This window comes from Ruegeria arenilitoris (assembly GCF_013031355.1).
Classification (GTDB): domain Bacteria; phylum Pseudomonadota; class Alphaproteobacteria; order Rhodobacterales; family Rhodobacteraceae; genus Ruegeria; species Ruegeria arenilitoris_C.
Genome location: NZ_WPZO01000005.1, coordinates 1 through 24,815, shown reverse-complemented (window position 1 = coordinate 24,815; position 24,815 = coordinate 1). Strand labels below are relative to the sequence as shown.

Here is a 24,815-nt window from a genome sequence, read left to right as displayed (position 1 = left end):
CAGGGCGGTCCGGAGGAGAACCAACGACCTGTCCCGAAAGCACGATCCAAAGACACCTTGAAAGGGAGGAAACCATGAAGCTGAAACGGACAATCACCGGGTTTGTGGCCGGGGCATTGATGGCCTTTGCCGGAGGTGCAATGGCCGAAGACTGGGAGCCAACCGGTACACTTCGCTTGCAGATCGGCTTTGCCGCTGGTGGATCGACCGACACGATGGGCCGCGTCATTGCCAAGGTTATGAAAGAGCAAACCGGCTGGAACATCATTGCCGAAAACAAGACGGGCGGCGGTGGCGTCGCCATGTTTACCGGCATCGCCAAAATGCCGCCCAAAGGGAATGTCATCGGCCTGGGTGTCAATATGCCCGTCCTGATCAACCTCGTGAAGCGCGGCGACCAACTTGGCTTCGATCTCGACAGTTTCGAATATCTCGGCACTGTTTCGCGGGCTCAACTGGCGCTGATCGCCCGGGCTGATGCACCGTTCGACGACCTTGCTGGTATGATCGAGTATTCCAAGGCCAATGACGGGTTGGCCATCGGCTTCGGAGCCCCGCCGCAGAAGCTGTTGATGGAGGTGGTAAACCGCGAAGCAGATGCAAATCTTCGCTTTGTGTCGACCAAGGGAGAGGCGGAAACCCAAAAGCTGATCCTTGGCGGTCAGGTGATGGCCGGGTTCTCTGCTGGTACCCACATCAAATACCTCGAGTCGGGTGACTTCAAGATGATCGCCAGCGCCAATGACGCCCGCCACGACTATGCGCCGGACGTGCAGACGGTGCGCGAAGCGGGGATCAGCGCCTATCTCGACCCTTACTTCTATTTCGCTACAACCGCTGGCACCGATCCTGCTGCTGTCGCGGCCCTGACCAACGCGCTCGAAAACGCAATGGCTACGGATGAAGTGGCCGAGATCGTGCGCAACGCCGCAACGACCGAGGTCCTGAACCTCGGCGCCGAAGGCACTGAGAAGATGATGGTCGACGGCGTGGAGAACGTCAAAGTCCTGTTCGGACAGTAACTGACACCCCCCCGCTAAAAAGAACTCGGCGGGGGCATTTTCAGGAGGGCACCATGAAGATCAACGCAGACCGCGCTTCCGGACTTTTCTTTCTGCTGTTTGGATTGGCGCTCTATCTGTTCATCATACCAACCTTCGTCGAACAGGTGGAAGGTGGCTGGGTTCACCCTGACACCGTCCCCAATGCTGTTGCCATCGTGTTGAGCCTCTGCGGTGCCTTGTTGATGCTGCGCCCCACGAAACACCACACGCAAGAGGCAAGCGAATTTGTCCGGGCCGGGCTCTACTTCGGCCTGCTTATGGTTGGTCTTGTTCTCATGGGCCGGTTTGGGTTCATTTATGTCGCCCCCATGATTGCCCTGGCCATCATGTTACTGATTGGCGAACGACGTCCCTTCTGGCTGGTATGTGGGGTCGTGGGAATGCCCGGCGCGATCTGGTTGCTGGTTGTGCAGGTCCTCGACCGGGCCTTGCCCTGAGGAGAGTGGACATGGTTGATCTTTCCACAATTCTGGCGGGCTTTGCCGATGCCTTCACAATTTGGAACCTGGCATTCGTCCTTTTCGGTGTCGTCGTCGGCCAGTTCGTTGGCGCGGTCCCCGGAATCGGGCCAGTGATGGCCATGGCAATCGCCATCCCGTTTACTTTCGGACTCGACCCGCTGCCTGCCATTGCTTTTTTGGTCGGGGTAAACAAGGGAGGGCTGGTTGGTGGCGCTGTGCCTGCGGTCCTCATGAATACGCCCGGCACCCCCGATGCGGCTGCCACGGCCATGGACGGCTATCCGCTCGCACGGGATGGCAAGCCGCTGAAGGCCACCAAGATGGCGCTGTTTTCTTCGGTGACCGGGGACTCCTTCAGTGATTTGGTCCTGATCACGGTTTCAGCACCCTTGGCAATACTCGCCCTGCGCATGGGGCCGGTAGAAGTCTTTGCCCTGATGGTCTTTGCGTTTTCGGTGCTTTCCGGGCTGATTGGCAATTCGCTGATCAAAGGCATCATCGCCGCCGCCTTGGGTCTGCTCTGCGCATCCGTCGGGACCGACCCTGAAAACTACACGCCTCGCCTGATCTTCGGGATGTTCGATTTCTACGACGGGCTGCCCCTGGCATCGGTTGCGATCGGAACGCTGGCCATTGCAGAGATCCTGCGCCGACTGACGCAAATGTCCGGCCAGGTGAAACCCGCGGTCGAGGTCAAGGACACCGGCAATCCGCAGGACATGCGCGTGTCCTGGGCGGAATACTGGGCCTGCCGCTTTACCATGCTGCGGGGTGCGATGATCGGAACCGTTCTGGGTGCGCTACCCGGGATCGGATCAACTGCGGCGGCTTTCATGTCCTATGCCTCTGCCAAAAGCGCCTCGAAGGATCCCGGTTCGTTCGGTAAAGGCAATCTGCACGGCATCGCCGCTGCAGAATCCGCGAATTCGGCGGTTGTGGGTTCAAACCTCATTCCCCTTCTGACTCTCGGCATTCCTGGCAGCGTCGGCGCTGCCCTGATCATCAGTGCTTTCATGATCCATGGTATTCAACCTGGCCCGCTTCTGTTCCAGGATCAGGGCCGCCTGATCTATGGGCTGTTTGGCGCCATGATCATGGCAAATTTCCTGAACCTGTGGGTTGGCCAAGTGGGCCTGCGATTTTGGGTCAAAGTTGTTTCGGCGCCGGAATCCATCATCTTCGCTTCAGCGCTGCTGCTCTGTATCGTTGGTGTTTCGATGGCAACCGGAGGCATTTTCGGCGTGATTGTAATGCTAGTCTTTGCCGGGATCGGCTATCTGATGAGCAGCTTCGGTTACTCGGTTGTCATCTTTATCATTGCCTTTTTTCTGGGACCGCGCTTTGAGATATCGCTTTCGCAGAGCCTTGCTTTGATGAACGGCGACTGGACACGGATAATCGAGTATCCGATCGCGCTACTCCTGCTACTGGTATCGATCATATCGATATGGTGGTTCCTTAGGCGTTCAGGGCCAGACACCACTAAATCATCGCAAGTCACAGCCGAGGACTGAGATCAGGACATAGGTGCCATCGTCGAATACTCACTTATTTTAGGCTCGTTTCTAACTGCGCAGCGAACGTCTCCTCTGGCGTGCCGCACTGCATAATCCCTCCAGACCAACAAAGATCGGCTAAGGGTTTTTTGCTACAGATGCAGAGGTGCGGAATGGCTGAATTGTAGTGATTTGTAACCTAAGCGAAAATCTGACGTCTGCTGAGTGCGAAAATGGCAAACTCCAAATGAAGAGGAGACCTTGAGCGCCTCATGAAGGTGAACGGCTTGTTGAGGTTCATAAGCAGAAATTAGGTGTAATCATGGTTATGTTAAATAGTAAGCGGGTCACCGTCAGAATACTTCAAGCTAAGTTTATAGGCTTCACCAAGTTTGACCGCTATACACGTTTTGGCTGCCATCGACATCACGTTTTAAGAGGTTGGAATGCAACAAACAGCCAAGCGTCAACCGCAAGCGATCACGATTTCCAACGGAGGTTTGACGGCGACCTTGATGCAATTGGGGGCAATGTTGTGCGATCTTCGTCTGGAGGGTTGCGACCACTCGTTGGTACTTGGATGGCGTGATCCGGCAGAATATTTGCGCAAGGATGAGTATTTGGGGCCTATCGTTGGCCGTTGCGCGAACAGAATTTCGTCGGGGGCTTATCACCTCAACGGAGAGACGTTTCACCTGAATCGCAATTTTCGCGACCGCCATTGCCTGCATGGCGGGCAGGATGGAGCCTCAACTCAGCTTTGGAAAGTTGAGCATTGTTCAGCGACCAGCGTGACTTTCACTCTGCATTTGCCGGACGGGCACATGGGGTTTGGAGGAGATCTGTTCGTGTCAGCCCGATACAGCGTGGAAAACCCGGCGGTGTTGCGTCTGGAGATTGAGGCACATTCGGACAGCGCCACGGTCTGTAATTTCGCACCGCATTGGTATTTCAACCTGAACGGTGGCGGAGACATAACCGGCCACAAGTTGGAAATCGCCGCCAATCGATACCTGCCCGTTGATGACGATCTGATTCCGTCGGGCAATCCCACGCCAGTTCAGGGCACCGAGTTCGATTTCCGCACGCCAAGGATGGTTGGGGATTTCCCGTTCGACCACAATTTCTGCATCTCCGACCAGCGGACGCCGGAAAAGCCTGTGGCGGTATTGGAGTCCCCGCTGTCCGGTGTTCGGATGGCGCTGTCTTCCACCGAACCGGGCTTGCAGGTCTATTCCGGAACACATCTGAACCATCTGGAACGTGAGACCCTGTCCGGCGAACCATACGTGCCCTATTCAGGCTTGGCGCTGGAGCCGCAAGGCTGGCCGGATGCGCCGAACAATCCCTCCTACCCCAGCGTGATCCTGCGCGCGGGGGAACGGTATCTCCACATATCTCGGCTCAGCTTCAACCGGTCAGCGCACCACAACGGTTGACCGAACGGATTCGATCCAGCATCCTGCGCCGTAACAGATTGACCCAGCGCGGTTATTTTTCATTGCGGTCATTTAAGTTAGCAAGGTCCGAAACATGCCCATTGCATCGCAGAAGCAATATGTGCTGGACACGCATCGGCTGCGCGACCCGGAACAGACCCTGCAGATCGTCAAGCCGTTTCTGAAGGATATGGGCATCACCCGGATTGCGAACCTGACCGGGCTGGACCGGATTGGGCTACCCACGGTGATGGTCGCAAGGCCCAACTCCCGATCAGTTGCGGTGTCGCTGGGCAAGGGGCTGTCCTTGCGCGCGGCCGAGGCCTCGGGCGTGATGGAAGCGATTGAATCCTGGCACGCTGAACGGGTTCAGTTGCCGCAACGGCTGGCCAGATATGCAGAGCTTGCTGAAGAGGCCATGGTGGTCGACGCGACCAGTCTGCCACAAGTGACCGGAGGGCGCTTTGACCCGCATCGGAATATGCTGTGGGTTAAGGGGCACGATCTGGGCACGGGTGGACCATGCTGGGTCCCGCTTGAGATGGTCGATACCGATTACACCAGCGCGCCGGTCGGCGGTCAGGCAGCCTTTCCCCGCACCACCAATGGGCTGGCCTCGGGCAACAACCTGGCCGAGGCCAGCTGTCACGCCATTTGCGAGCTGATCGAACGGGATGCCACAACCCTTTGGCACCACCAACCGGGATTGCCGCGTCTTGATCCGGGCAGTGTCGATGATCCGCGCTGTCGTCAGGCCATTGAGATGATCACCGATGCGGGGTTGGAGGTCGGGCTGTGGAACACGACCTCAGATATCGGCATCGCCAGTTTTCGCTGCGTGATCTGCGAAGGCGGTGGGCAGCCCGGCCATATCGGCATCGGGGACGGGTGCCATCCGGACCGCGCCATTGCCTTGCTACGCGCCCTGACCGAGGCGGCGCAGACGCGGCTGACCTATATCTCGGGCGCGCGGGACGATTTGGACCCCGAGGAATTCACCGATCAGGCGAAAATGGACCGCGGGCGCTATGTGCGCGATTTGATTGACGGCGCTGCGGCGGATCAGAGTTTTGGCGACTGCCCGTCGCATGTAACCAACTCTTTTGACGAGGATTTGGAGCTGTTGTTGCAGCGGCTCTCCGCTGTGGGCGCCGCGCAAGTGGTAATGGTCGATCTGTCTCGGCCGGAATATGACATTGCCGTGGTGCGGGCCGTCATCCCTCGGCTTGAGGCGCCGCATGACGAACCGGATTACATCCCCGGCCCCCGGGCCCGGCGCATCAGGGAAGATCTGACATGACGGCGGTGGTTTTTGTAGGCCCAACCCTTGCGCCAGAGGCGATCTCGGAATGTCTGGACGCCACGATCCTGCCGCCCGTTCGGCAGGGTGATGTGTACCGCGTAGTGGGCGACAAACCGACGGCGATAGGTATCATCGATGGGTTTTTCGAAGGCGTGCCCTCGGTCTGGCACAAAGAGATTCTGTGGGCGATCGAACAGGGCATTCCGGTCTTCGGCAGCGCTAGTATGGGCGCCCTGCGTGCGGCGGAACTGGCCAATTTCGGAATGATCGGTGTTGGGGGCATCTTCGAGGATTACTATAACGGCACGTTGCAGGACGACGACGAGGTTGCTGTGCTGCATAGCCCGGCTGAGTTGGGCTTTCAGCCTCTGAGTGAGCCGATGGTGTCGATCCGTGCGACTGTGACGCAGGCTCAGACCGCAGCGATCCTGCCATCAGATACGGCCTCTGAGGTGCTGCGCTGCGCAAAGACGATGCACTACCGTAATCGCATCTGGTCAGACATTCTTGCGGCGCTGCAGGACCTTCCGGGCATTGCCGAATTCGAAGACTGGCTGCCGACGGGGCGCATCGACGCCAAGGCCCGGGATGCTGTTGCCATGCTGGAACGTATGTCGGAACATCTGGCCGGAAGCCCCCTGCCCCCGACGGACATTGCACGCACCGAACGCACTTTAATGTGGAAAGCGTTGCGCGCACGGATCGATGCCGGGGACTCGGTCGCCGACCACAGCGTGATCGACGAGTTGCGGCTGCAGCCCGAGCTTTACTCTACCTTGAGGGACCGTGCGGTTCTGGCCCTGCTGTCGCGCGAGGAGGCCTCGGGACAGGATCGCACCCCAGAACGGGATGAACTGGTCCGGCAGATGGAGGACCACCGGGCCAATGTCGGCCTGTCACGGCGATCCGACCTGATGGCCTGGATTGCAGCGAATGACCTGAACCCCGAGGGTTACGAGGCGATGCTGGCCGACGCGGCCCGGATCGAAGCCGCCACTGCGTCACGGGCGGGCCGTCTGGACACGCAGCTGCTGTCCGAACTGCGCCGTTCGGATCAATACACTCAGCTGCGGGATCGGGCCGTTAGCAAGGCGGAACAGGCTCTTCCGACTGGCCAATCCGGCGTGGACCGGTTGCGGGTGCTGATGTGGTATTTTGAATCTCGTCTTGACCAGACGGTGCCCGATGATCTTGACTCTTACGCAGTGGCGCTTGGTCTGACCGGGCGCGATGCGTTTTATGAGATGATAGAAGCAGAGTTTTTGTATTGCCACAGCGGAGCCGCCGAATGAGAGGCCGCCGGATTTGACCGGGCACCACACGGGAGGGCGTTTTGTGAACTTACCCGAACAGATCGAAGAAGAACCCGGCACCCGGTTTCTGCTGTATCCGCAGTCTCCGTTTCTGGAGCCCAACGCCCAACTGGAACTGGTCGAGATTTCTGCGCCACAGGGTAGCATTGGGCCGGGGCCGTCCGGGCCGCGCATGTACACGGTCGACCCGGTCGGGAAGACCACCCCTTATGGTGCGATAATTCCGGGGCCAAACGGACCGGGCATGTATCTGCCGCCCTGGGACGGGCAAATCCAACCGCCCGCCATGCCGGATGAGTTCGGCAACTTCATCCACATCGACCCAACCAATCCTGCGTTTGAAGCCGCGCATCTGTTCGGCTCGGCCCATTTCACCATGGATGTCTGGCAGGGTTATTTTGACCGCCCGATCCCTTGGCATTTCGCGCGCGACTTTGACCGGCTTGAACTGTCGCTGCTGCCCAGCCTCGACAACGCACATATCGGCTGGGGGTTTCTGGAAACCGGCGGCACCCATGAACACGGCGATGAATACCGCCCCTACAGCCTGAACTTCGACGTAGTCGCGCATGAGATCGGTCATGCCATCATCTACAGCGTGATCGGGATGCCGTCTAACGGCGATGCCTCGGGCGAGTATTACGGGTTCCATGAATCCGCGGCTGATCTGGTGGCTTTGCTGGCGTCGTTGCATTTCGGTTCGGTGGTCGATGACTTGCTGGAGAACACACGCGGGAACCTCTATACCTTCAACCGCCTAAGCCGATTTGCCGAACTGTCGGAAAATGCGCAGATCCGAATTGCGGCCAATGACCGGTCCTTGTCGGAATTTGCTGCCGGCTGGTCCAGCGAGCACGCTTTGTCCGAGCCCCTGACTGGTGCAATGTTCGATATCTTCGTCGACATCTATCACGAGCGTTTGCTGGTGCATGACCTGATCTCGCCCGAAGAAGAACACCTGTCGGATCAGTTGGAAGGCTCTCCTGACTACAGCCGGGTGATGCAGGGAATTTTCGACAAGCGATATGCCGAAAATCCCGAAGGGTTCCGCATCGCCCTGCTCGAGGCGCGCGACTTTCTGGGCACTTATCTGGCCGACACATGGGAGATGCTTGACGCGGATATGCTCAGTTATTTCGGGGTGGAAAAAGCCCTGCTGGCGGTGGATCAAGAGATCACCGGCGGCGCCTTCCGCAACATAATCGAGGGCAACTTTCGGATGCGCGACATCGGTCTGACAACCGCCGGGCCACGCCTGCCCAATCCCGAAGAAGACAGTCATTCGAATTCGGTCCGCACGCAGGTGCCGGGTTAGCGCCTAAAATTCTTTATTTTTGAATGGTTTTGTGGCATGCAATCGTAGGGTGATTTTTGGAACGTATTTGCTCGAGTTATTTATTCGGGTTAATTTAGAGGGGGTAGATGAGGGTTCTGGCTTCGTCGATCCCGTAGTTGGGAGAAAGTGAGATGTCCGAATCCTTACTCAGTTTTTCAGAAGTGTTGTTGTTTGGTCGCTTGGTTCAAGAGATAGAGATAAAACCTACAATTACAGCGAAGGCGGCCACCGACCAGGAACTAACCTCACCATTTAGCGGTACTTCAGTTAACGGGGTGACTGTGGGTGTAGGTGAAAAAATTCTGGTCAAGGATCAGCCAAAGGGTAAACGCGATGAAAACGGACTTTGGACAGTTACTGGTGGCGCTGGCAATCCTTGGGACCGCAAGACTCAATACCCATGGGGTACAATAATTGAAGTTTTAGAGGGTGGCGGAACCAATAGTCAGAAAGGGTTTTGGAAGCAAATCGGCAGCTACAACAAAGGGCGCCAAAAATTCAAAAAAGTATCCAAACGCAAAGGGCTTGGAAAAAACAATCAACTGGCCGATCAGTTGGGTGATGACGCACGAATTGCTCGGATTTACGCCTTTGCCTACGAAGGAACCCATTACGAACTACCCGAACCTATCTTGATGCTGGTTCATGGCGAAGGTGAAAGCGCAACGGATGGAAATAAGCCGGGTGATCTGGCAGCGCGCGCACCCAACGATCCGTCACTTAGCGGGGTTTCCGCTGCCGACTACCAAATTGCCAATGATATTCGAGTGTGGGATTACGACAAGGCCGATTACACAATGCGTATGGACGTGATGACTGGTCAGTTCGAACAAGTTCTTCTGGACATCTATTTCGGCTTTGACAGCCCGGCTGTCAGCGGCGCGCGTGTGAGTGGTGCACGCGTCAGCGGTGCGCGTGTCAGCGGCGCCCGCGTAAGTGGGGCGCGTGTTAGCGGAGCCCGGGTCAGCGGTGCACGTGCGCGCGGCTCAGAAGACTGATCCGGCACCAAGTTCACTGCTCACATCAGGCGAGAATAGTAAAAGGCCCCTGCCAAGCGGGGCCTTTTACGTTCAGAAGCCTGCCTTTTTCAGCCCCTCGACAAAGTGCTGAGTGTCTTCTGGCAGGCGATCCGGCTGCACGCTCTCCCACCGTTTCAGCGAGAAGTTGGGATGCGCCTTCCGATGCCGTTCCGCAATGTCACGCGCGATGTCCAACTGATCGAGTTGCGCGAAACTGGCAGCCAGCAAGCGTTGTCCCTCGGTGGGGTTGTTCATCTTGTTGACGGCTTCAATGGAGTCTTCATAGCGGTGAAGATTGAAATATGCGCCGCCCAGATGCCAAAGGTACTGATCTGGGAAATATGGGTTCAACCGCATCGCCTGTTGGAGATGTGAGATTGCGGCTTCGTTGTCACCATAATGCGCCAGCGCATCGGCGTAATCGGAATGCATGTCAGCGTCATTCGGGTTCAGTGCCAGAGCACGCCGATAGGATTGCAGCGCCGCGTCATGTTCCTTGCGATACAGGTGCACATAGCCCAGCTCGCCAAACCCGCGCGCGTCTGTGGGGTCCAGTTCGATCGCGCGCTGCGCAAAAGTCAGGGCCTGATCCAGCGCAGTGGCAGGGTCCTCGGACCAGGAATAGCGCCAGTCAATATTCAGTGTCCGTGACAGGGCCGCCGCCGCGCGGGCATAGCCTTCGTCCAGTTCAAGGGCCGACTCGTAGAAGCTTTGCGCTTTGCGGTTGTCGTTTCGAGTGTACTTGAAAATGTGGTGCTGACCCTGAAGCACGGACCCATACGCCTCAAGGTCGGACGGGATCGCCTGAATCATGCGCTGCTTTTCGTGCGATTCAATCATCACTGCGGTGGCCGCCACGATGCACTCGGTCACTTCGTCAAGGATGTCAAAAATATCGTCGATCTTGCGATCAAATCGTTCGCCCCAGATGGTGCGTTCGGTTGTGGCGTCGACCAGTTCCGCTGTGATCCGGATACGGCTGGCCGACCGTCGCACACTGCCCCGGGCGACATAGCGCACGTTCAGCTTTTGCGCGGCCTCTTTCGGTGGCATCTCCTGTGTCTTGAAGAAAAAAGACGAATTCCGCGCGATCACGAACAGATTGCGGAACTTGGACAGGTTCATGATGATGTCGTCGGTCAGCCCTTCGGCGATCCAGCTGTCCGACTCATCCCCACCCTGGCTGCTGAAGGGCAGAATGGCGACCGAGGGCGTGTCGGGACGTTCTAACACATCTCCAAGTATTTCAGGACGCATCGTCCCGGCCATTGTCGCCCCGGCGACCTCACTGCGCACGCAATAGGTCGAGATCGGGGACAGGATGTTCTTCAGCTTTTTCGGACCAAGAAATTCATACCCATAACGTAGGCGATTGCAGACCTGATCATATACCGCAGAACTGACGTAAACCCTTTCAGGTTCCGCGATTTCCTGAAGCCTGGCGGCGATATTGACGTTGTCGCCGTGGATGCCGCGATCATCGATCAGGATTTCGCCCAGATGGACGCCAGCGCGGAACATGAGGCGCTGATTATCCGTGCGCTCCTGGTTGTGCTGGCTGGCGATACGATGCAGCTCCACCCCGAACTCAACCGCACTGGTGGCGGTGTCAAACAGGGCCAGAATACCGTCTCCGCGCACTTCGACCACCCGGCCCTGAAACGCGGCGCAGGTTTCTTCGAGCTGAGACATCAATAGCTTCAGAGCATTGTATGTATCCAGCTCATTCTCGCTCATCAGGCGCGAATAGCCGACGACATCGGCAAACAGGATGGCGCCCAGCTTTTGCGTGATGGAAGGATTTGGATTTGTGGTGTTCACATTCAATACTCGTCTGAGGGGCTGCGTTCGAACCCTATCGTCAGTTTATAGCAAAATGTGCTTTTGCACTCAGAAAGCAAAATCACACCCCGTTACTCACACTCATCAACCTGCGGCGGCCAGGACCAGCCTGATATCCCGTTCGACCCGAAGGTTACGACTGTCCCCGGGTCAAGTTCCTTTGCCAAGATGGGGCGTCGGTCCATCCAATCCTGCTTGAGAACACCAACGACGACCATGTCGTGAAATGTTCCATCCGCGAACCAGGCTTGCCGCATGGTTCCTTCAACCTGACACCCCAGTCTTTCCACAAGGTCGCGGCTTATGTGGTTATCGTCGCGATAATACGAGGTAAGTCGGTTTAAGCCAAGCTGACGGAATGCAAAATCCACAACCAGAGCGGTTGCTCTGATGGCCAAACCTAACCGTCTGGCTGATTTTTCTACAAACATTGCGACAACGGCGTCGCGATTGATCGGAGATATCGCCTCGAGACCCGCCAATCCCATAACTTTTCCACTGTCGGATTCGACAACGAACCAGCACTTGCAGTTGCTTTCCGATGCTTTGAAAACGTCGCTCCAGATTTCTTCGGATTTCATCAGGCTGAAAGGTATGCGCGAAGTGCGGTCAAATCGGGCGAGGTCCTCGATGTCCTGAAACCAGGGGGTGATGGCCTCCAGATCCGCCTTCTCCAGAGGGCGCAGCTTGAATACGCTGATAGGTTTGTCTGGCAATGGATCAACTACCTTTAATAAAAGTCAGAAAATACATTCCAGACCCTAACACACTTGTTCAACAAATACGAAATGAGAATATCCCGACCCAGCGGATATGCTCTGTTAGGTCTACGCTTTTGACCCGCGTGAACAGAAACCGGCCCGCCTGAAACAGGCAGACCGGTTTGCCGTGAGTGGTCTGGTCTTAGTCGTACAGAACGGCCGAGATTTTCGGGTCGTCCATGTTTGACGCATCGTAATAGTAGAAGCCGGTGTCGATCAGGGCCGGAACCTCTTCGCCGTTCAGGGCGGCAACAGCGGCCTTGACGGTTTCATAGCCGATCCCCACCGGGTTCTGGGTAATGGCTCCTGCCATCAGGCCGCTTTTGATCGCGTCCTTCTGGGCCTTGCCGCTGTCATAACCGATGATGACCAACCCTTCGGTACCCAGCTCCTGCACGCCGTTCACCACGCCGATGGCCGACCCTTCGTTGGTGCCGAAGATACCGTTCAGATCCGGGTTTGCGGTCAGAATGGCCTTGGTGACCTCGGTCGATTTCAGGTGATCGCCCTGCCCATATTGCACGGTGACAACCTCGATATCCGGGTACTTCTCGGCGATGCGATTCACGAAACCGTCGCGGCGGTCTATACCGGTGCGGCTGGTCTGGTCGTGCGCGACCACGGCGACTTTGCCTTTACCGCCGATCTTCTCGGCCATCTTGTCTGCGGCCAGCCCTGCGGCAGCCAAATTGTCTGTGGTTGCGGTCGAGATCGGAATATCGCTGTCAACGCCGCTGTCAAAGGCGATGATCGGAATACCTTTATCGGCGGCCTGTTTCAGCAGCGGGATGGCGGCCTGGCTGTCCAGTGCGGCAAAGCCGATGGCCTTGGGATTGTTGGCCAGTGCTGCGGCCAGCATGTCGATCTGGCGATCCACCATGGTCTCGTTGTCGGGGCCTTCGAAAGTGATTTTCACGCCATACTCGTCTGCGGCCTGTTCCGCGCCGGACTTCACCGCCTGCCAGAACTGGTGCTGGAAGCCTTTGGACACCAGCGGAATGTAGATGTCCTCGGCCGCGGCCATCGAGGCCGGTGCGGCAAGAGTGGCAGCGCTCAGCGCCCCCAGAATGAAACGACGTGTAAACATGTTCTTCTCCTCCTTGTTGGTCGTTTGTTTGGTGGTTCAGCCGGTTTTCTTGCGCCGGGCCATGTCGGCGTAGACGGCCAGAATGATGATCGCGCCGGTCACGACGGTCTGCCATTCCTGCGCAACCGACAGCACGCGCAACCCGTTGGTCAGCACCGCCATGATCAGTGCCCCGATGAGGGTTCCAAGGATCGTGCCGCGCCCGCCGGACAGGGATGTGCCGCCGATCACCACGGCTGCGATGGCCTCCAGCTCATAGCCCAACCCCAGCGCGGGTTGCGCCGAGTTGAGACGCGAGGCGATGAGGATACCGGCGATACCGCAGATGGCCCCGGCCAGCGCATAGATGCGCATTTTCCACATATCGGTGTTCACACCGGACAGGCGCACCGCCTCTTCGTTCGATCCCAGCGCAAAGGTATAGCGCCCCAGAACCGTGCGACCCAGAATGTACGAGGCCGCGATGGCCACAAGGAACAGGATCAGCACGCCGTTGGGGATGGGCAGCGCGGGAAAAACCTCTCCGATCAGGGACCCGCGCGAAATCTGGTCGAACCCGGGTGTGTCGTTGAAATAGATCGGGCGCGTGCCCGAGATCACAAGCGACAAGCCTTTGAGGATCAGCATCATGCCCAGCGTGGCGATGAACGGCGGGATTTTCATTTTGGCGACGAAAGTGCCCGAGCACAGACCGCAAAGGGCCCCTGCCCCAATGGCTGCAGCCACACCCAGCAGCAACGGCATCCCCAGATAGGTCAGCACCACCCCCGCGATCACCGCGCAGAATGTCATCAGCGTGCCCAGTGACAGATCGATCCCGCCGGTGATGATAATCAAGGTAGCGGCCACGGCCAGCACCCCGTTAACCGAGGTGGCCTGCAGAATGGCGATCATGTTCGAGGTCTGCATGAAATTCGGCGATGCGATCGAAAACCCGATGAGCAAGGCGATCAAACTGGCAAATGCCAGCAGCTTTTGATAGGCGCCGCTTTCCGACAGGCCTGCGAAAGGCTTTTTCTTGTCGATATCCGTGGCTGTGGTCATTGTACTGTCCCTGTTACCTGCATCGCCGCCTTACGTTGGGTGGCCAGATGCATGATGTCTTCCTGAGTGGTGTCTTTCCCGCCGGGTAGGATGCCGGTCAGGCGGCCCTCGCACATGACGGCGATGCGGTGGCTGAGGCGCATGATCTCGGGCAGTTCAGATGAGATCACGATGATTGTCTTGCCCTGATCCGCCAGTTCTTCGAGCAGCTTGTAAATCTCGGATTTTGCGCCCACGTCGATGCCGCGGGTGGGTTCATCAAAGATCAAAATATCGCAGTCACGCAGCAGCCATTTGGCGATGACAACCTTTTGCTGGTTGCCGCCAGACAACAGCCGCACCTCCTGCACATCAGACGGCGTACGAATGCCCAGCTGCTTGATATAGCTATTGGCCGTAATGCTGATCTCGCCGTCGTTCAGAACGCCACCCATACCGGTGAACAGGTCCATTGAGGCCAGCGCGATATTGTCCCGCACGTTCATTCCGGTCGCCAGGCCAAAGTGTTTGCGGTCTTCCGACAGATACCCGATCCCGGCGCGCACCGCGTCCTTGGGCGATTTGATCGACACGGGTTTGCCGTGCACGCGGATTTCACCGCTGTCCTTGGGGTCGGCCCCGAAAATAGCCCGCGCCACTTCGGTGCGCCCTGCCCCCATCAACCCGGCAAAGCCCAGTATTTCTCCCTTCTGAACCGAGAAGCTAACTTCGCGGATATCCTTGCCCCGCGTCAGGTTCGACACCTGCAATGAAACCTCGGCCTCACTCAGGTCGGGCACGTCCAGAGGTTCTTCGTTCACCTCGCGCCCCACCATCATCGCAATGATCCGACTGATCGGAGTATCAGCCGCATCTACAGTGCCGACATATTCACCGTCACGCATGACGGTGACGCGGTCGGCGATCTGTTTCAGCTCATCCATTTTATGGCTGATGTAGACGATCCCTACACCTTCGGCCTTGAGACGACGAATGATCACGAACAGCTCGGCAATCTCGGCGTCGTTCAGCGCGGCCGTGGGTTCGTCCATGATCAAAACCTTTGACCGATAGGACAGCGCCTTGGCGATCTCGACCATCTGCTGCTTGGCTATGGTCAGGGTGCCGACCAGTGTCTTCGGGTCTAGCGATAGGTTCATCGAAGCGAAAATCTCGGCGGTCTGCGCGTTCAGCGCGGCCTCGTTCAGTCGGCCGAAGCTTTTGCGCGGTTCGCGCCCGATAAAGATGTTCTGCGCCACGGTCAGGTCGTTCATCAGGCTCAGTTCCTGATGGATGATGCCGATGCCCAGGTCCTGCGCCTCGCGCGGAGTATTTGGGCTGACCGACTTGCCTTCGATCACCAGATCGCCGCCGTCGCGCTGATAAATCCCCGACAGGATTTTCATCAGCGTGCTTTTCCCAGCCCCGTTCTCGCCCATCAGCGCGTGAACCTCGCCCGGAAACAGATCGAACTGCACGGATTTCAACGCGTGCACCCCGGGGAAGTGTTTGTCGATCCCCGTCATGTCGACCAGTTTTGTCATTTCTCCTCCCATATCGCCCCTCTCCCCAAGGGCTGCGCGGATTACATCACCGCGCCGATTTGCCAGGGGACGAATTCAACACCCCCAAAGCCAAGTTCCTCACTTTTGGTTTTCTCACCGGAGGCGACGCGGACCAGGATTTCGAACAGCTCGTCACCCTTGTCTTCGATGCTGATCCCGTCGGTGACGATGTCCCCGCAGTTCAGGTCCATGTCGTCCGCCATCCGCGCATACATTTCGGAGTTTGTTGCTAGCTTGATGCAGGGCGTCGGCTGATAGCCCGAGACCGAGCCGCGCCCGGTGGTGAACACAATCAGGTTCGCACCCGAGGCCACCTGCCCCGTGACCGAGCACGGATCGAACCCGGGGCTGTCCATGAAGACAAAGCCCTTTTTGTCGACCATCTCGCCAAATTTGTAGACGTCGCGCATCGGTGCGGTGCCGCCCTTGGCTACAGCGCCCAGCGATTTCTCCAGAATTGTGGTCAGCCCGCCCCGCTTGTTGCCGGGGCTGGGGTTGTTGTCCATCTCGCCGCCATTGCGGGCAGTGTAATCCTCCCACCAGTGGATACGCTCAATCAGTTTCTGGCCCACTTCGGGTGTTTCGGCGCGGCGGGTCAGCAGGTGCTCGGCGCCATAAACTTCCGAGGTTTCCGACAGGATTGTCGTGCCGCCATGGCGTACCAAAAGGTCCGAGGCATACCCCAACGCCGGATTGGCGGTGATCCCTGAATACCCGTCTGATCCGCCGCATTGCATCCCGACCGTAATCGCGCTGATCGGTGCCGGGGCGCGTCTGGCCTGATTGGCCAGTTCCGCAATACCGCGCAGTTCGTGCAAGCCGCGTTCGATGGTGCGGCGGGTGCCGCCTTCGTTCTGGATGGTCATATAGCGGAGCGCGCCGTCCGCCCGGATTGCCCGACCACCGACCAGATCCGCGACCTGCATGACCTCACAGCCCAGCCCGATCAGCAATATGCCCGCGAAATTCGGATGCTGGGCATAGCCGGCCAGCGTGCGGAACAAGGTCGCATAGCCTTCGTCCTTGCCGGACATGCCGCAGCCGGTGCCGTGCACGATCGGCACCACTCCGTCTACATTCGTATAGCTATCCAAAAGACCCGTTTTCTCAGCCGCTTCAGCAATGAAGCGCGCGACCGAACCCGAACAGTTCACCGTTGTCAGAATGCCGATGTAGTTGCGCGTTCCCACCTTCCCATTGGCACGGTGAAAGCCCTGAAATGTGCGGCCTTCATCCAATGGCGCCAATGGTGTGTTGGCGCTGGCATGGGCGTAGTCCTGTTGATGAGCGCCCATACCAAGGTTGTGCACGTGGACATGGTCGCCGGGTTTGATGTCATTTTTTGCCTGCCCGATGATCTGGCCGTAGCGGATGACATTCTCACCGGCAGCAATCGCGTCAATGGCGATCTTATGCCCGCGATGAACGGGGCCAGTCAGCGGTGAGGTCAGCCCGAAAGGCTGATCTCCGGCGTGCAAATCGCGCAGCGCGATCACGACATTATCAACTGGGTTCAGCTTGACCGTGTCACGAGTCGCCGTCTCGGAGGCCTTATTTTCTTGGTCTGCGTGCATTTCGTCCCCGCTTGCCTGCCTCGATTGCTAAAGCGCGATCTCACACTTGTCAACTAACATGTTAGTATGATAGATCGAGACCATGACCAAACCACAAGACATCGACGCGCAGCTGCTGCGCGATATTGCATCGGATGAAGGCTCGTTGGCGCAGCGGGTCTACCTGGCAATTAAGCAGGCCATTTTGTCATTGGATTTCCCACCCGGGGCGACGCTCAGAAAGGCGCCGATCTGCGAACGGCTGGGTGTGTCGCGCGCGCCAGTGACCGAGGCGATTGCCCGGCTGGCCGCCGAGGGGCTGGTGGACGTGGTGCCGCAATCGGGAACGCGGGTGTCCTATTTCTCGATGCCGGAAATCCGCGAAGGCATGTTCCTGCGTGAGGCCTTGGAGCTGGCAACCGTCGCCAAGGTGGCGCGTGATCTGACCGAGGATCAGCGCAAGAAACTCAGCCGGAACATGCGTCTGCAAGAGCTGCTGATCGAAGATGAGGATATTCCCGGCTTCTACCAAGCGGATGAGGAATTCCACGCGCTGCTGATGCAATTCACCGGTTTCAAGCGTCTGGGCGACGTGGCGCAGACCGTTTCCCTGCAAGTCAGTCGCGCCCGGATGCTGTTGCTGCCGACACCGGGGCGGATTGCGGAAACCCTGGCAGAACATCGAGCCATTCACGCCGCGATTTTGGACCGCAATGAACAGGCGGCGCAGGCGGCCATGCGGCACCATCTGGGGCAGCTGATGCCGCGGATCGAGGTCCTGATTCAGGAGCAGCCGCATCTTTTCAACATCACCTCTCAGCCAACACGGGAAGCAGGATGACCGTTTCGCAGACCGAACTTTTGAACCATCGTACCAAAAGACCTGTGCCGCTGACTCGCATGGGGTTCGGTGGCGCACCTTTGGGCAACCTCTATCGTAAAGTCTCGGACGAGGATGCGCAGGCCGCTTTGCAGGCGGCTTATGATGCGGGCATCCGGTTTTTCGACACCGCGCCCCAATACGGGCTTGGCCGGTCCGAGCATCGGTTTGGTGAGGCCATCGCCCGCTTTGGACGTGAAAACATCCAGCTTTCGACCAAGATCGGACGTCTGCTGCTGGATTGTGAGCCGCATGAGGTAACGCCCGAAGCCTTTGTAGATGTGCCGCAAAAACGCATCGTGTTCGATTACACCTATGACGGCGTGATGCGGTCTTATGAGGCGAGCCGGGAAAGGCTTGGTGTCGCCAAGGCCGATATACTGCTGGTGCATGATGTCTGTGTCTTCAGCCAAGGCAGTCAAGAGATGTCGGACGCGAAGGTCCGCGAGTTGTTCGATGGTGGCGGCTACAAGGCGCTGATCGAGCTGCGCGAGGCCGGTGAGGTTGCGGCAATCGGTGCCGGAGTGAACGAATGGCAGGTTTGCGAAAGACTGTTGGGGTTGGGCGACTTCGACAGCTTTTTGTTGGCTGGCCGGTACACTCTGCTGGAACAAGAAGCGTTGGACAGTTTCCTGCCGCTTTGCGAACAGCGGGACGTGGGCATCATTCTGGGCGGGCCGTACAATTCAGGCATTCTGGCCACCGGGGCCGTGCCGGGCGCCAAGTATAACTACGCCGAAGCGCCCAAGAATATTCTGGATCGGGTGCGCAAGATCGAAGCGGTCTGCGCCGCGCATGACACGCCGTTGATTGCGGCCGCGCTGCAGTTCGTTTTGGGCCATCCTAGCGTCAAAACCGTGATCCCCGGCGCGGTCAGTGCCGCCGAAGTGCAGGCCAATGTCGCATTGTTGAACCGCGAAATCCCGTTGGGGCTTTGGTCAGATCTGCGGTCCGAGGGGTTGATCCGCCCCGATGCGCCATTGCCAACTGAGGCCGCCAATGCTGCGTAACATCGACCCGATCCTCTCGCCGGAACTACTGCACGCGCTCCGCGCTATGGGTCACGGGGATGAGATCGTGATCGCGGACGCGAATTTTCCTGGTTCAAGCATTGGCCCGACTTGCATCCGCGCTGATGGGTCTTCGGCCAGTGAAATGCTGAAGGCAGTGCTGTCCGTCATGCCGTTGGATACCTACGTGCCTGATCCGGCGTTGACCATGCAGGTGGTCGGTGACCCGGGCACCGTGCCCGAAGCCGTGGCGGAGTTTCAAACCATCATCGATGCTACGGCAGACTGCCCTGCCCGCATTCAAGGAGTGGAGCGGTTTGCCTTTTACGATCGCGCCGCGAGCGCCTTTGCCATCGTTCAGACAGGCGAGCGCAGGCTGTATGGCAACATTATCCTCAAGAAAGGCGTCATTGGATGAGGATCGACGCGCATCAGCATTTCTGGGCGTTGGCGCGGGGTGACTACGGCTGGCTAACGCCAGAGCTTGCCGTGATTTACCGAGACTTCACACCGGAAGATCTAATACCCTTGCTTGAAAAGGCAGGGATTGAAGGCACGATTCTGGTGCAAGCTGCCCCGACCGTGGCCGAGACGGAATATATGCTGTCTCTGGCCGATCAGACTCCGTTCATCAAAGGCGTGGTCGGCTGGGTTGATTTCGAAGCCGCCGATGCGCCTGCGCAGATCGAGGCACTGTCCGCGCACCCGGCTCTGGTTGGGTTGCGGCCGATGATTCAGGACATTCCTGATCCGAACTGGATGCTGGGGGATGCTCTGACACCGGCATTTGAGGAGGTGCAACGCAAGGGTCTGACCTTTGATGCCCTGACTCTGCCGCAACATCTTGGTCCGCTGCGCCAGCGTCTGGCGCACCATCCGCAGATGCGTGTGGTGATTGATCACGGGTCCAAACCGCTGATCAAGGACGGGGTGATTTCGGGATGGGCCGAAGACATGGCCGCACTTGCCCGCGACACTAACGCCTGGTGCAAGCTGTCCGGCTTGGTCACCGAAGCTGCGCCGGATTGGACCGTTGATGACCTGCGTCCCTTTGTCGATCACCTGCTGAACACGTTCGGCCCGTCCCGCCTGATCTGGGGCAGCGACTGGCCGGTCTGTACTTTGGCCAGCAGCTATCAACATTGGCTGGATACCACCGATGAACTGTTAATTGCGCTGACGGAACCCGAACGCAAAGCGGTGCTGGGGGGCAATGCCACCCAAGCCTATAACCTCAGGGATTGAAATGAACTTTCCGAAACTGGATGCCGAAGGACTGTGGCTGGGGCGTGTGGAACGCGAGGGTGTAGGTCCTTGCGTCGTGACCCCGCGCGACGGACAACTGTTTGATATCACTTCCAAAGAGGCACCGACGGTACGCGATATCCTCGAACGCGAGGATGCCGCCGATTACACGCGTTCCGCACCTGGTGAGGCGTTGGGTTCTCTGGATGCCGACCATTACTGGCTGGCTCCGTGTGATCTGCAGGCGGTGAAGGCCTGTGGTGTCACCTTCGCAGGCTCCATGGTCGAGCGGGTGATCGAAGAGCAAGCCGCAGGTGATCCGGCCAAGGCCGACGCGATCCGCACCCGCATCGGCGCACGTATTGGCGACAGCCTGACCAATATCGTGCCGGGGTCCGAAGCGGCCGCGCAGGTCAAAGAGGCGCTGATCACAGAGGGGCTTTGGAGCCAATATCTGGAGGTCGGGATCGGCCCGGATGCCGAGGTGTTCTCCAAGGCGCAGGTGCTGTCTTCGGTTGGGTTTGGCGCGGATGTCGGGCTGCACCCGATCTCGACCTGGAACAACCCGGAACCCGAGGTTGTTCTGGCCGTCACCTCACAGGGTCAGATCAAGGGCGCCACGCTGGGCAATGACGTCAACCTGCGCGATGTCGAAGGACGCTCGGCCCTGTTGCTGAGCAAGGCCAAGGACAACAACGCCTCATGCGCGATCGGACCAATGATCCGGCTGTTCGATGACAGTTTCACGCTGGATGACGTACGCGCTGCCGAACTGACACTGACGGTGACCGGGCCTGACGGGTTTCAGATGACGGGTCATTCCTCGATGGCGCAGATCAGCCGAGATCCGCAGGATTTGGTGGCCCAGACAATCGGGCGGCATCACCAATATCCCGACGGGTTGATGCTGTTTCTCGGAACACTCTTTGCACCGACCCAGGATCGGGATACTCCGGGGGGTGGGTTCACTCATAAACTGGGTGATATCGTCACGATTTCAAACGATAAGCTGGGCGCGCTGACCAATACGGTGCGCCTGTCGACCGAATGCCCGGAATGGAAATTCGGGGCGTCTCATCTGATGCGAAACCTCGCCCGGCGCGGGCTGATTTAAGGAAGAATTGAACATGTTGACCGGAAAACACCTGATCGCGGGCGAATGGGTCGGGACCGAGGCCACTTTCGCGTCGGACCCTGCACATGGTCCAAGCCACGACTTCTCTGTAGGGACACCCGCGCATGTAGACACCGCCGTTCAGGCCGCAGAAGAGGCCTTTGCCACTTTTGGCTGGTCCACGCGGGCCGACCGGGCGGCGCTGCTGCGGAAAATCGCGGACGAGATCGACGCACGCGGCGATGCAATCACCGAGATCGGATGCCAGGAAACCGGCCTGCCCGAGGCGCGGCTGCAAGGTGAGCGAGGCCGTACCGTCGGCCAGCTTCGTCTGTTCGCAGATCACATCGAAGCCGGTGCGTATCTGGACCATCGCCACGACCCAGCATTGCCGGACCGCGCGCCTCTGCCCCGCCCTGATCTGCGCATGATCCAGCGCCCCTTGGGTCCGGTTGCGGTGTTTGGCGCGTCGAACTTCCCGCTGGCGTTCTCGGTCGCGGGTGGGGACACGGCGGCGGCCTTGGCTGCGGGCTGTCCCGTGATCGTCAAAGGCCACCCAGCACATCCCGGTACGGGCGAGATCGTGGCGCAGGCAATCGATGCCGCAATCAAGGCGACCGGCAATCCTGCTGGCACATTCTCGTTGATCCAAAGCGACGGGATCGGGGTCGGAACGGCCTTGGCCCAACACCCGTTGATCCGGGCGGTGGGGTTCACCGGATCGTTGCGTGCAGGTCGCGCATTGTTCGACATCTGCGCACAGCGTCCGGAGCCCATCCCGTTCTTTGGTGAGCTGGGCTCAGTCAACCCGATGTTCGTTCTGCCAAACGCTGCGGCGGCGCGGGGAGCCGAGATTGGCACCGGTTGGGCCGGTTCCCTGGCTATGGGCGCAGGTCAGTTCTGCACCAACCCCGGTATCGCCATCGTGGTGGACGGGCCGGATGCCGATGCTTTGCAGGCAGCGGCGCAGTCCGCTTTGGACAAGACGGGCGAACAGACGATGCTGACCAGCGGTATCGCGGACGCTTACCGCAAGGGCGTGGCACAATTCGCCGAGGGGGCCGGAGTTGTTCAGATCGTCGGCAAAGACAGCGCGCCCCGCAGCGCCGCCCCGAACCTGTTTGTCGTCTCCGGCGACAATTGGCTGGCTGATGACAGCCTGCATGAAGAGGTCTTTGGCCCCACCGGCATCATCGTGCGCGCCCGGGACGTCGATCAGATGACCGACATCGCACGCGCAGTCGAAGGGCAACTGACCTGCACCCTGCATATGGACGCAGAGGATGCGGACACCGCGCGCAAATTGGTCCCTGTGCTGGAACGCAAGGCCGGACGGCTGCTGGCCAACGGCTTCCCCACTGGTGTGGAGGTTTGTGACAGCATGGTGCATGGCGGCCCCTACCCTGCCTCGACCAATTTCGGCGCAACCTCGGTTGGCACCCTGTCGATCCGGCGTTTTCTGCGACCGGTTTGCTATCAAAACTTGCCCACCGATCTTTTGCCTGAACAACTGTGAGAGCTGCGATGACTTCCTCAAACCGTCTATCCGGCAAAACAGCCCTCATCACCGCCGCAGGTCAGGGAATCGGGCGTGCCTCAGCCGAACTTTTTGCGGCCGAGGGCGCGCGTGTTATTGCCTGCGATATCAATGAGGCGGCGCTAGGTGAACTTGGGCAAATCTCAGGCGTTCAGACCCTGAAACTGGATGTCACCGATGCGGATGCCGTTCAGGCGGCCACGGCGAATCTGCCGCCGCTGGATGTGTTGTTCAACTGCGCGGGCTATGTCGCGGGTGGATCTATTCTGGATTGCGAAGAAACGGACTGGGATTTCAGCTTCGATCTGAACGTCAAGGCCATGTACCGGCTGATCCGCCTGACCCTGCCTGCGATGTTGGAAAATGGCGGTGGATCGATCATCAACATGTCTTCGGTCGCGTCGTCTCTGAAAGGCGTGCCGAACCGCTTTGCCTATTGTGCCTCCAAGGCTGCGGTGATCGGTTTGACCAAGTCGGTCGCTGCGGATTTCGTGACGCAGGGCATCCGCTGCAACGCGATCTGTCCCGGAACGGTCGACAGCCCCAGCCTGCATGACCGACTGCGATCCACCGGGGATTACGAACAGGCGATGACGGACTTCATCGCGCGTCAGCCGATGGGCCGGATCGGTACAGCCCAGGAAGTGGCGGAACTTGCCCTGTATCTTGCAAGCGACGCCAGCAACTACACCACTGGACAGCCCTTTGCCATCGACGGCGGTTGGACCATCTGAGTTGAAAAGGAACAGGAAATGAAGCTTTTACGCTATGGATCGGTCGGCGCGGAAAAGCCCGGTGTGTTGGATGCGGAGGGCAATATCCGCGATCTGTCCGGCGTCGTTGATGATATCGCTGGCGATATGCTGGGCGATGAAGGCTTAGCGCGCCTGAGCGGGCTTGATCTGGCCGGGCTGCCGGTTGTCGAGGGCGAACCGCGCATCGGTGCCTGTGTGGGTCAGGTCGGCAAGTTCATCTGTATCGGCCTGAACTATGCCGATCACGCAGCCGAAAGCGGTATGGAACTGCCCGCTGAACCGGTGATCTTTTTCAAGGCGACATCTGCCATCGTTGGCCCGAACGACACCGTTGAAATCCCGCGCGGCTCGGTCAAAACCGATTGGGAAGTTGAGCTGGGCGTGGTGATCGGCAAAGAGGCGAAGTATGTCTCCGAGGCCGAAGCACTGGACCATGTGGCTGGCTATTGCGTGGTCAATGATCTGTCAGAGCGTGACTTCCAGCTGCACCGCTCGGGTCAATGGGTCAAAGGTAAATCCGCCGACACGTTCGGCCCGATTGGTCCCTGGCTGGTGACGCGGGACGAAGTTACCGACCCGCAGAACCTGCCGATGTATCTTGAGGTCAACGGCCACCGCTATCAGGACGGATCGACCAACACGATGCATTTCGGAGTGGCAACTGTCGTCTCGCACCTGTCGCAATTCATGTCGCTGCAACCGGGCGATGTGATCTCGACCGGGACCCCTCCGGGCGTCGGCATGGGGCAGAACCCACAGACCTATCTGAAGCCGGGCGACAAGATGGAGTTGGGCATCGAAGGGCTGGGCGTGCAGCGTCAGGATGTTGTGCAGGGCTGACCTGTTGACCCGAGCGAAAAAAGGCCCCGGCCAGATGGACCGGGGCCTTACTGTTTTTAGTGTCAGGGTACTCAGCTCGGCCAGGGTAGAGAGTATGTTTTGACGTTAGTGAAGAATTTCATGGCTTCGATGACGCCTTCTTTGACGCCGTTTCCGCTGTCCTTGATGCCGC

At 58.7% G+C, this 24,815-nt stretch carries 22 protein-coding genes; 16 read left to right on the top strand and 6 right to left on the bottom strand.

Annotated elements, in window-relative coordinates; all coding sequences use genetic code 11:
• Nucleotides 1–74: 74 nt before the first annotated feature.
• From GOX63_RS13190 to GOX63_RS13155, 8 genes are all read left to right on the top strand, one after another.
• Nucleotides 75–1,022, top strand: a complete 948-nt coding sequence (locus GOX63_RS13190) for a tripartite tricarboxylate transporter substrate binding protein (RefSeq protein WP_170329010.1) — start codon at nucleotides 75–77, stop codon at nucleotides 1,020–1,022.
• A gap of 53 nt (nucleotides 1,023–1,075) precedes the next feature.
• On the top strand, nucleotides 1,076–1,501 hold the full coding sequence (locus GOX63_RS13185) for a tripartite tricarboxylate transporter TctB family protein (RefSeq protein WP_170329008.1): 426 nt from the start codon (nucleotides 1,076–1,078) through the stop codon (nucleotides 1,499–1,501).
• An 11-nt stretch (nucleotides 1,502–1,512) separates the two neighbouring features.
• On the top strand, nucleotides 1,513–3,039 hold the full coding sequence (locus GOX63_RS13180; RefSeq protein WP_170329006.1) for a tripartite tricarboxylate transporter permease: 1,527 nt from the start codon (nucleotides 1,513–1,515) through the stop codon (nucleotides 3,037–3,039).
• A 428-nt stretch (nucleotides 3,040–3,467) separates the two neighbouring features.
• Nucleotides 3,468–4,460 carry an aldose epimerase family protein gene (locus GOX63_RS13175; protein ID WP_170329005.1) on the top strand — a complete coding sequence of 331 codons (993 nt, stop codon included), beginning with the start codon at nucleotides 3,468–3,470 and terminating at the stop codon, nucleotides 4,458–4,460.
• 94 nt (nucleotides 4,461–4,554) lie between these two features.
• The gene (locus GOX63_RS13170; RefSeq protein ID WP_170329003.1) at nucleotides 4,555–5,760 is read left to right on the top strand and encodes a YcaO-like family protein; all 1,206 of its coding nucleotides are present in this window, start codon (nucleotides 4,555–4,557) and stop codon (nucleotides 5,758–5,760) included.
• The gene (locus tag GOX63_RS13165; protein WP_170329001.1) at nucleotides 5,757–7,055 is read left to right on the top strand and encodes a TfuA-like protein; all 1,299 of its coding nucleotides are present in this window, start codon (nucleotides 5,757–5,759) and stop codon (nucleotides 7,053–7,055) included. The genes GOX63_RS13170 and GOX63_RS13165 overlap by 4 nt, the downstream gene beginning before the upstream one ends.
• Nucleotides 7,056–7,098: 43 nt before the next feature.
• Nucleotides 7,099–8,391 (top strand): hypothetical protein, encoded by a 1,293-nt coding sequence (locus tag GOX63_RS13160; RefSeq protein ID WP_170329000.1) that lies wholly within the window; start codon nucleotides 7,099–7,101, stop codon nucleotides 8,389–8,391.
• 152 nt (nucleotides 8,392–8,543) lie between these two features.
• Nucleotides 8,544–9,410, top strand: a complete 867-nt coding sequence (locus GOX63_RS13155) for a hypothetical protein (protein ID WP_170328998.1) — start codon at nucleotides 8,544–8,546, stop codon at nucleotides 9,408–9,410.
• 72 nt (nucleotides 9,411–9,482) lie between these two features.
• Here GOX63_RS13155 and GOX63_RS13150 read toward each other — a convergent pair whose 3' ends face one another.
• The 6 genes from GOX63_RS13150 to GOX63_RS13125 form a co-directional block, all read right to left on the bottom strand.
• Complete coding sequence (locus tag GOX63_RS13150) at nucleotides 9,483–11,252, bottom strand: adenylate/guanylate cyclase domain-containing protein (RefSeq protein WP_170328997.1); 1,770 nt, start codon at nucleotides 11,250–11,252, stop codon at nucleotides 9,483–9,485.
• A gap of 92 nt (nucleotides 11,253–11,344) precedes the next feature.
• Nucleotides 11,345–11,989, bottom strand: a complete 645-nt coding sequence (locus GOX63_RS13145) for a GNAT family N-acetyltransferase (RefSeq protein WP_254435950.1) — start codon at nucleotides 11,987–11,989, stop codon at nucleotides 11,345–11,347.
• 187 nt (nucleotides 11,990–12,176) lie between these two features.
• Entirely contained in the window at nucleotides 12,177–13,121 is a 945-nt protein-coding gene (locus GOX63_RS13140; protein WP_170328995.1) for an ABC transporter substrate-binding protein, read from the bottom strand.
• Nucleotides 13,122–13,157: 36 nt separating this feature from the next.
• Nucleotides 13,158–14,165, bottom strand: a complete 1,008-nt coding sequence (locus GOX63_RS13135) for an ABC transporter permease (protein WP_170328993.1) — start codon at nucleotides 14,163–14,165, stop codon at nucleotides 13,158–13,160.
• The gene (locus GOX63_RS13130) at nucleotides 14,162–15,688 is read right to left on the bottom strand and encodes a sugar ABC transporter ATP-binding protein (protein WP_170328991.1); all 1,527 of its coding nucleotides are present in this window, start codon (nucleotides 15,686–15,688) and stop codon (nucleotides 14,162–14,164) included. The genes GOX63_RS13135 and GOX63_RS13130 overlap by 4 nt, the downstream gene beginning before the upstream one ends.
• Before the next feature lie 41 nt (nucleotides 15,689–15,729).
• Nucleotides 15,730–17,283, bottom strand: a complete 1,554-nt coding sequence (locus GOX63_RS13125; RefSeq protein ID WP_170545926.1) for a UxaA family hydrolase — start codon at nucleotides 17,281–17,283, stop codon at nucleotides 15,730–15,732.
• An 82-nt stretch (nucleotides 17,284–17,365) separates the two neighbouring features.
• Between GOX63_RS13125 and GOX63_RS13120 the strand changes: the two genes are divergently transcribed.
• Genes GOX63_RS13120 through GOX63_RS13085 form a run of 8 tightly spaced genes read left to right on the top strand, consistent with a single transcriptional unit; the run spans nucleotide 17,366 to nucleotide 24,643 of the window.
• On the top strand, nucleotides 17,366–18,103 hold the full coding sequence (locus tag GOX63_RS13120) for a GntR family transcriptional regulator (RefSeq protein WP_170545923.1): 738 nt from the start codon (nucleotides 17,366–17,368) through the stop codon (nucleotides 18,101–18,103).
• Nucleotides 18,100–19,152, top strand: a complete 1,053-nt coding sequence (locus GOX63_RS13115) for an aldo/keto reductase (RefSeq protein ID WP_170545921.1) — start codon at nucleotides 18,100–18,102, stop codon at nucleotides 19,150–19,152. Before GOX63_RS13120 ends, GOX63_RS13115 begins: the two co-directional genes overlap by 4 nt.
• On the top strand, nucleotides 19,142–19,570 hold the full coding sequence (gene fucU, locus GOX63_RS13110) for an L-fucose mutarotase (protein ID WP_170328983.1): 429 nt from the start codon (nucleotides 19,142–19,144) through the stop codon (nucleotides 19,568–19,570). The genes GOX63_RS13115 and fucU overlap by 11 nt, the downstream gene beginning before the upstream one ends.
• Nucleotides 19,567–20,397 carry an amidohydrolase family protein gene (locus tag GOX63_RS13105; protein ID WP_170328982.1) on the top strand — a complete coding sequence of 277 codons (831 nt, stop codon included), beginning with the start codon at nucleotides 19,567–19,569 and terminating at the stop codon, nucleotides 20,395–20,397. The genes fucU and GOX63_RS13105 overlap by 4 nt, the downstream gene beginning before the upstream one ends.
• Before the next feature lies 1 nt (nucleotide 20,398).
• Entirely contained in the window at nucleotides 20,399–21,511 is a 1,113-nt protein-coding gene (locus GOX63_RS13100) for a fumarylacetoacetate hydrolase family protein (protein WP_170328980.1), read from the top strand.
• A 13-nt stretch (nucleotides 21,512–21,524) separates the two neighbouring features.
• Entirely contained in the window at nucleotides 21,525–23,027 is a 1,503-nt protein-coding gene (locus GOX63_RS13095; protein WP_170328978.1) for an aldehyde dehydrogenase (NADP(+)), read from the top strand.
• 8 nt (nucleotides 23,028–23,035) lie between these two features.
• Nucleotides 23,036–23,782 carry an SDR family oxidoreductase gene (locus tag GOX63_RS13090; RefSeq protein ID WP_170328976.1) on the top strand — a complete coding sequence of 249 codons (747 nt, stop codon included), beginning with the start codon at nucleotides 23,036–23,038 and terminating at the stop codon, nucleotides 23,780–23,782.
• Nucleotides 23,783–23,800: 18 nt separating this feature from the next.
• On the top strand, nucleotides 23,801–24,643 hold the full coding sequence (locus tag GOX63_RS13085; protein ID WP_170328974.1) for a fumarylacetoacetate hydrolase family protein: 843 nt from the start codon (nucleotides 23,801–23,803) through the stop codon (nucleotides 24,641–24,643).
• Nucleotides 24,644–24,815: the final 172 nt, after the last annotated feature.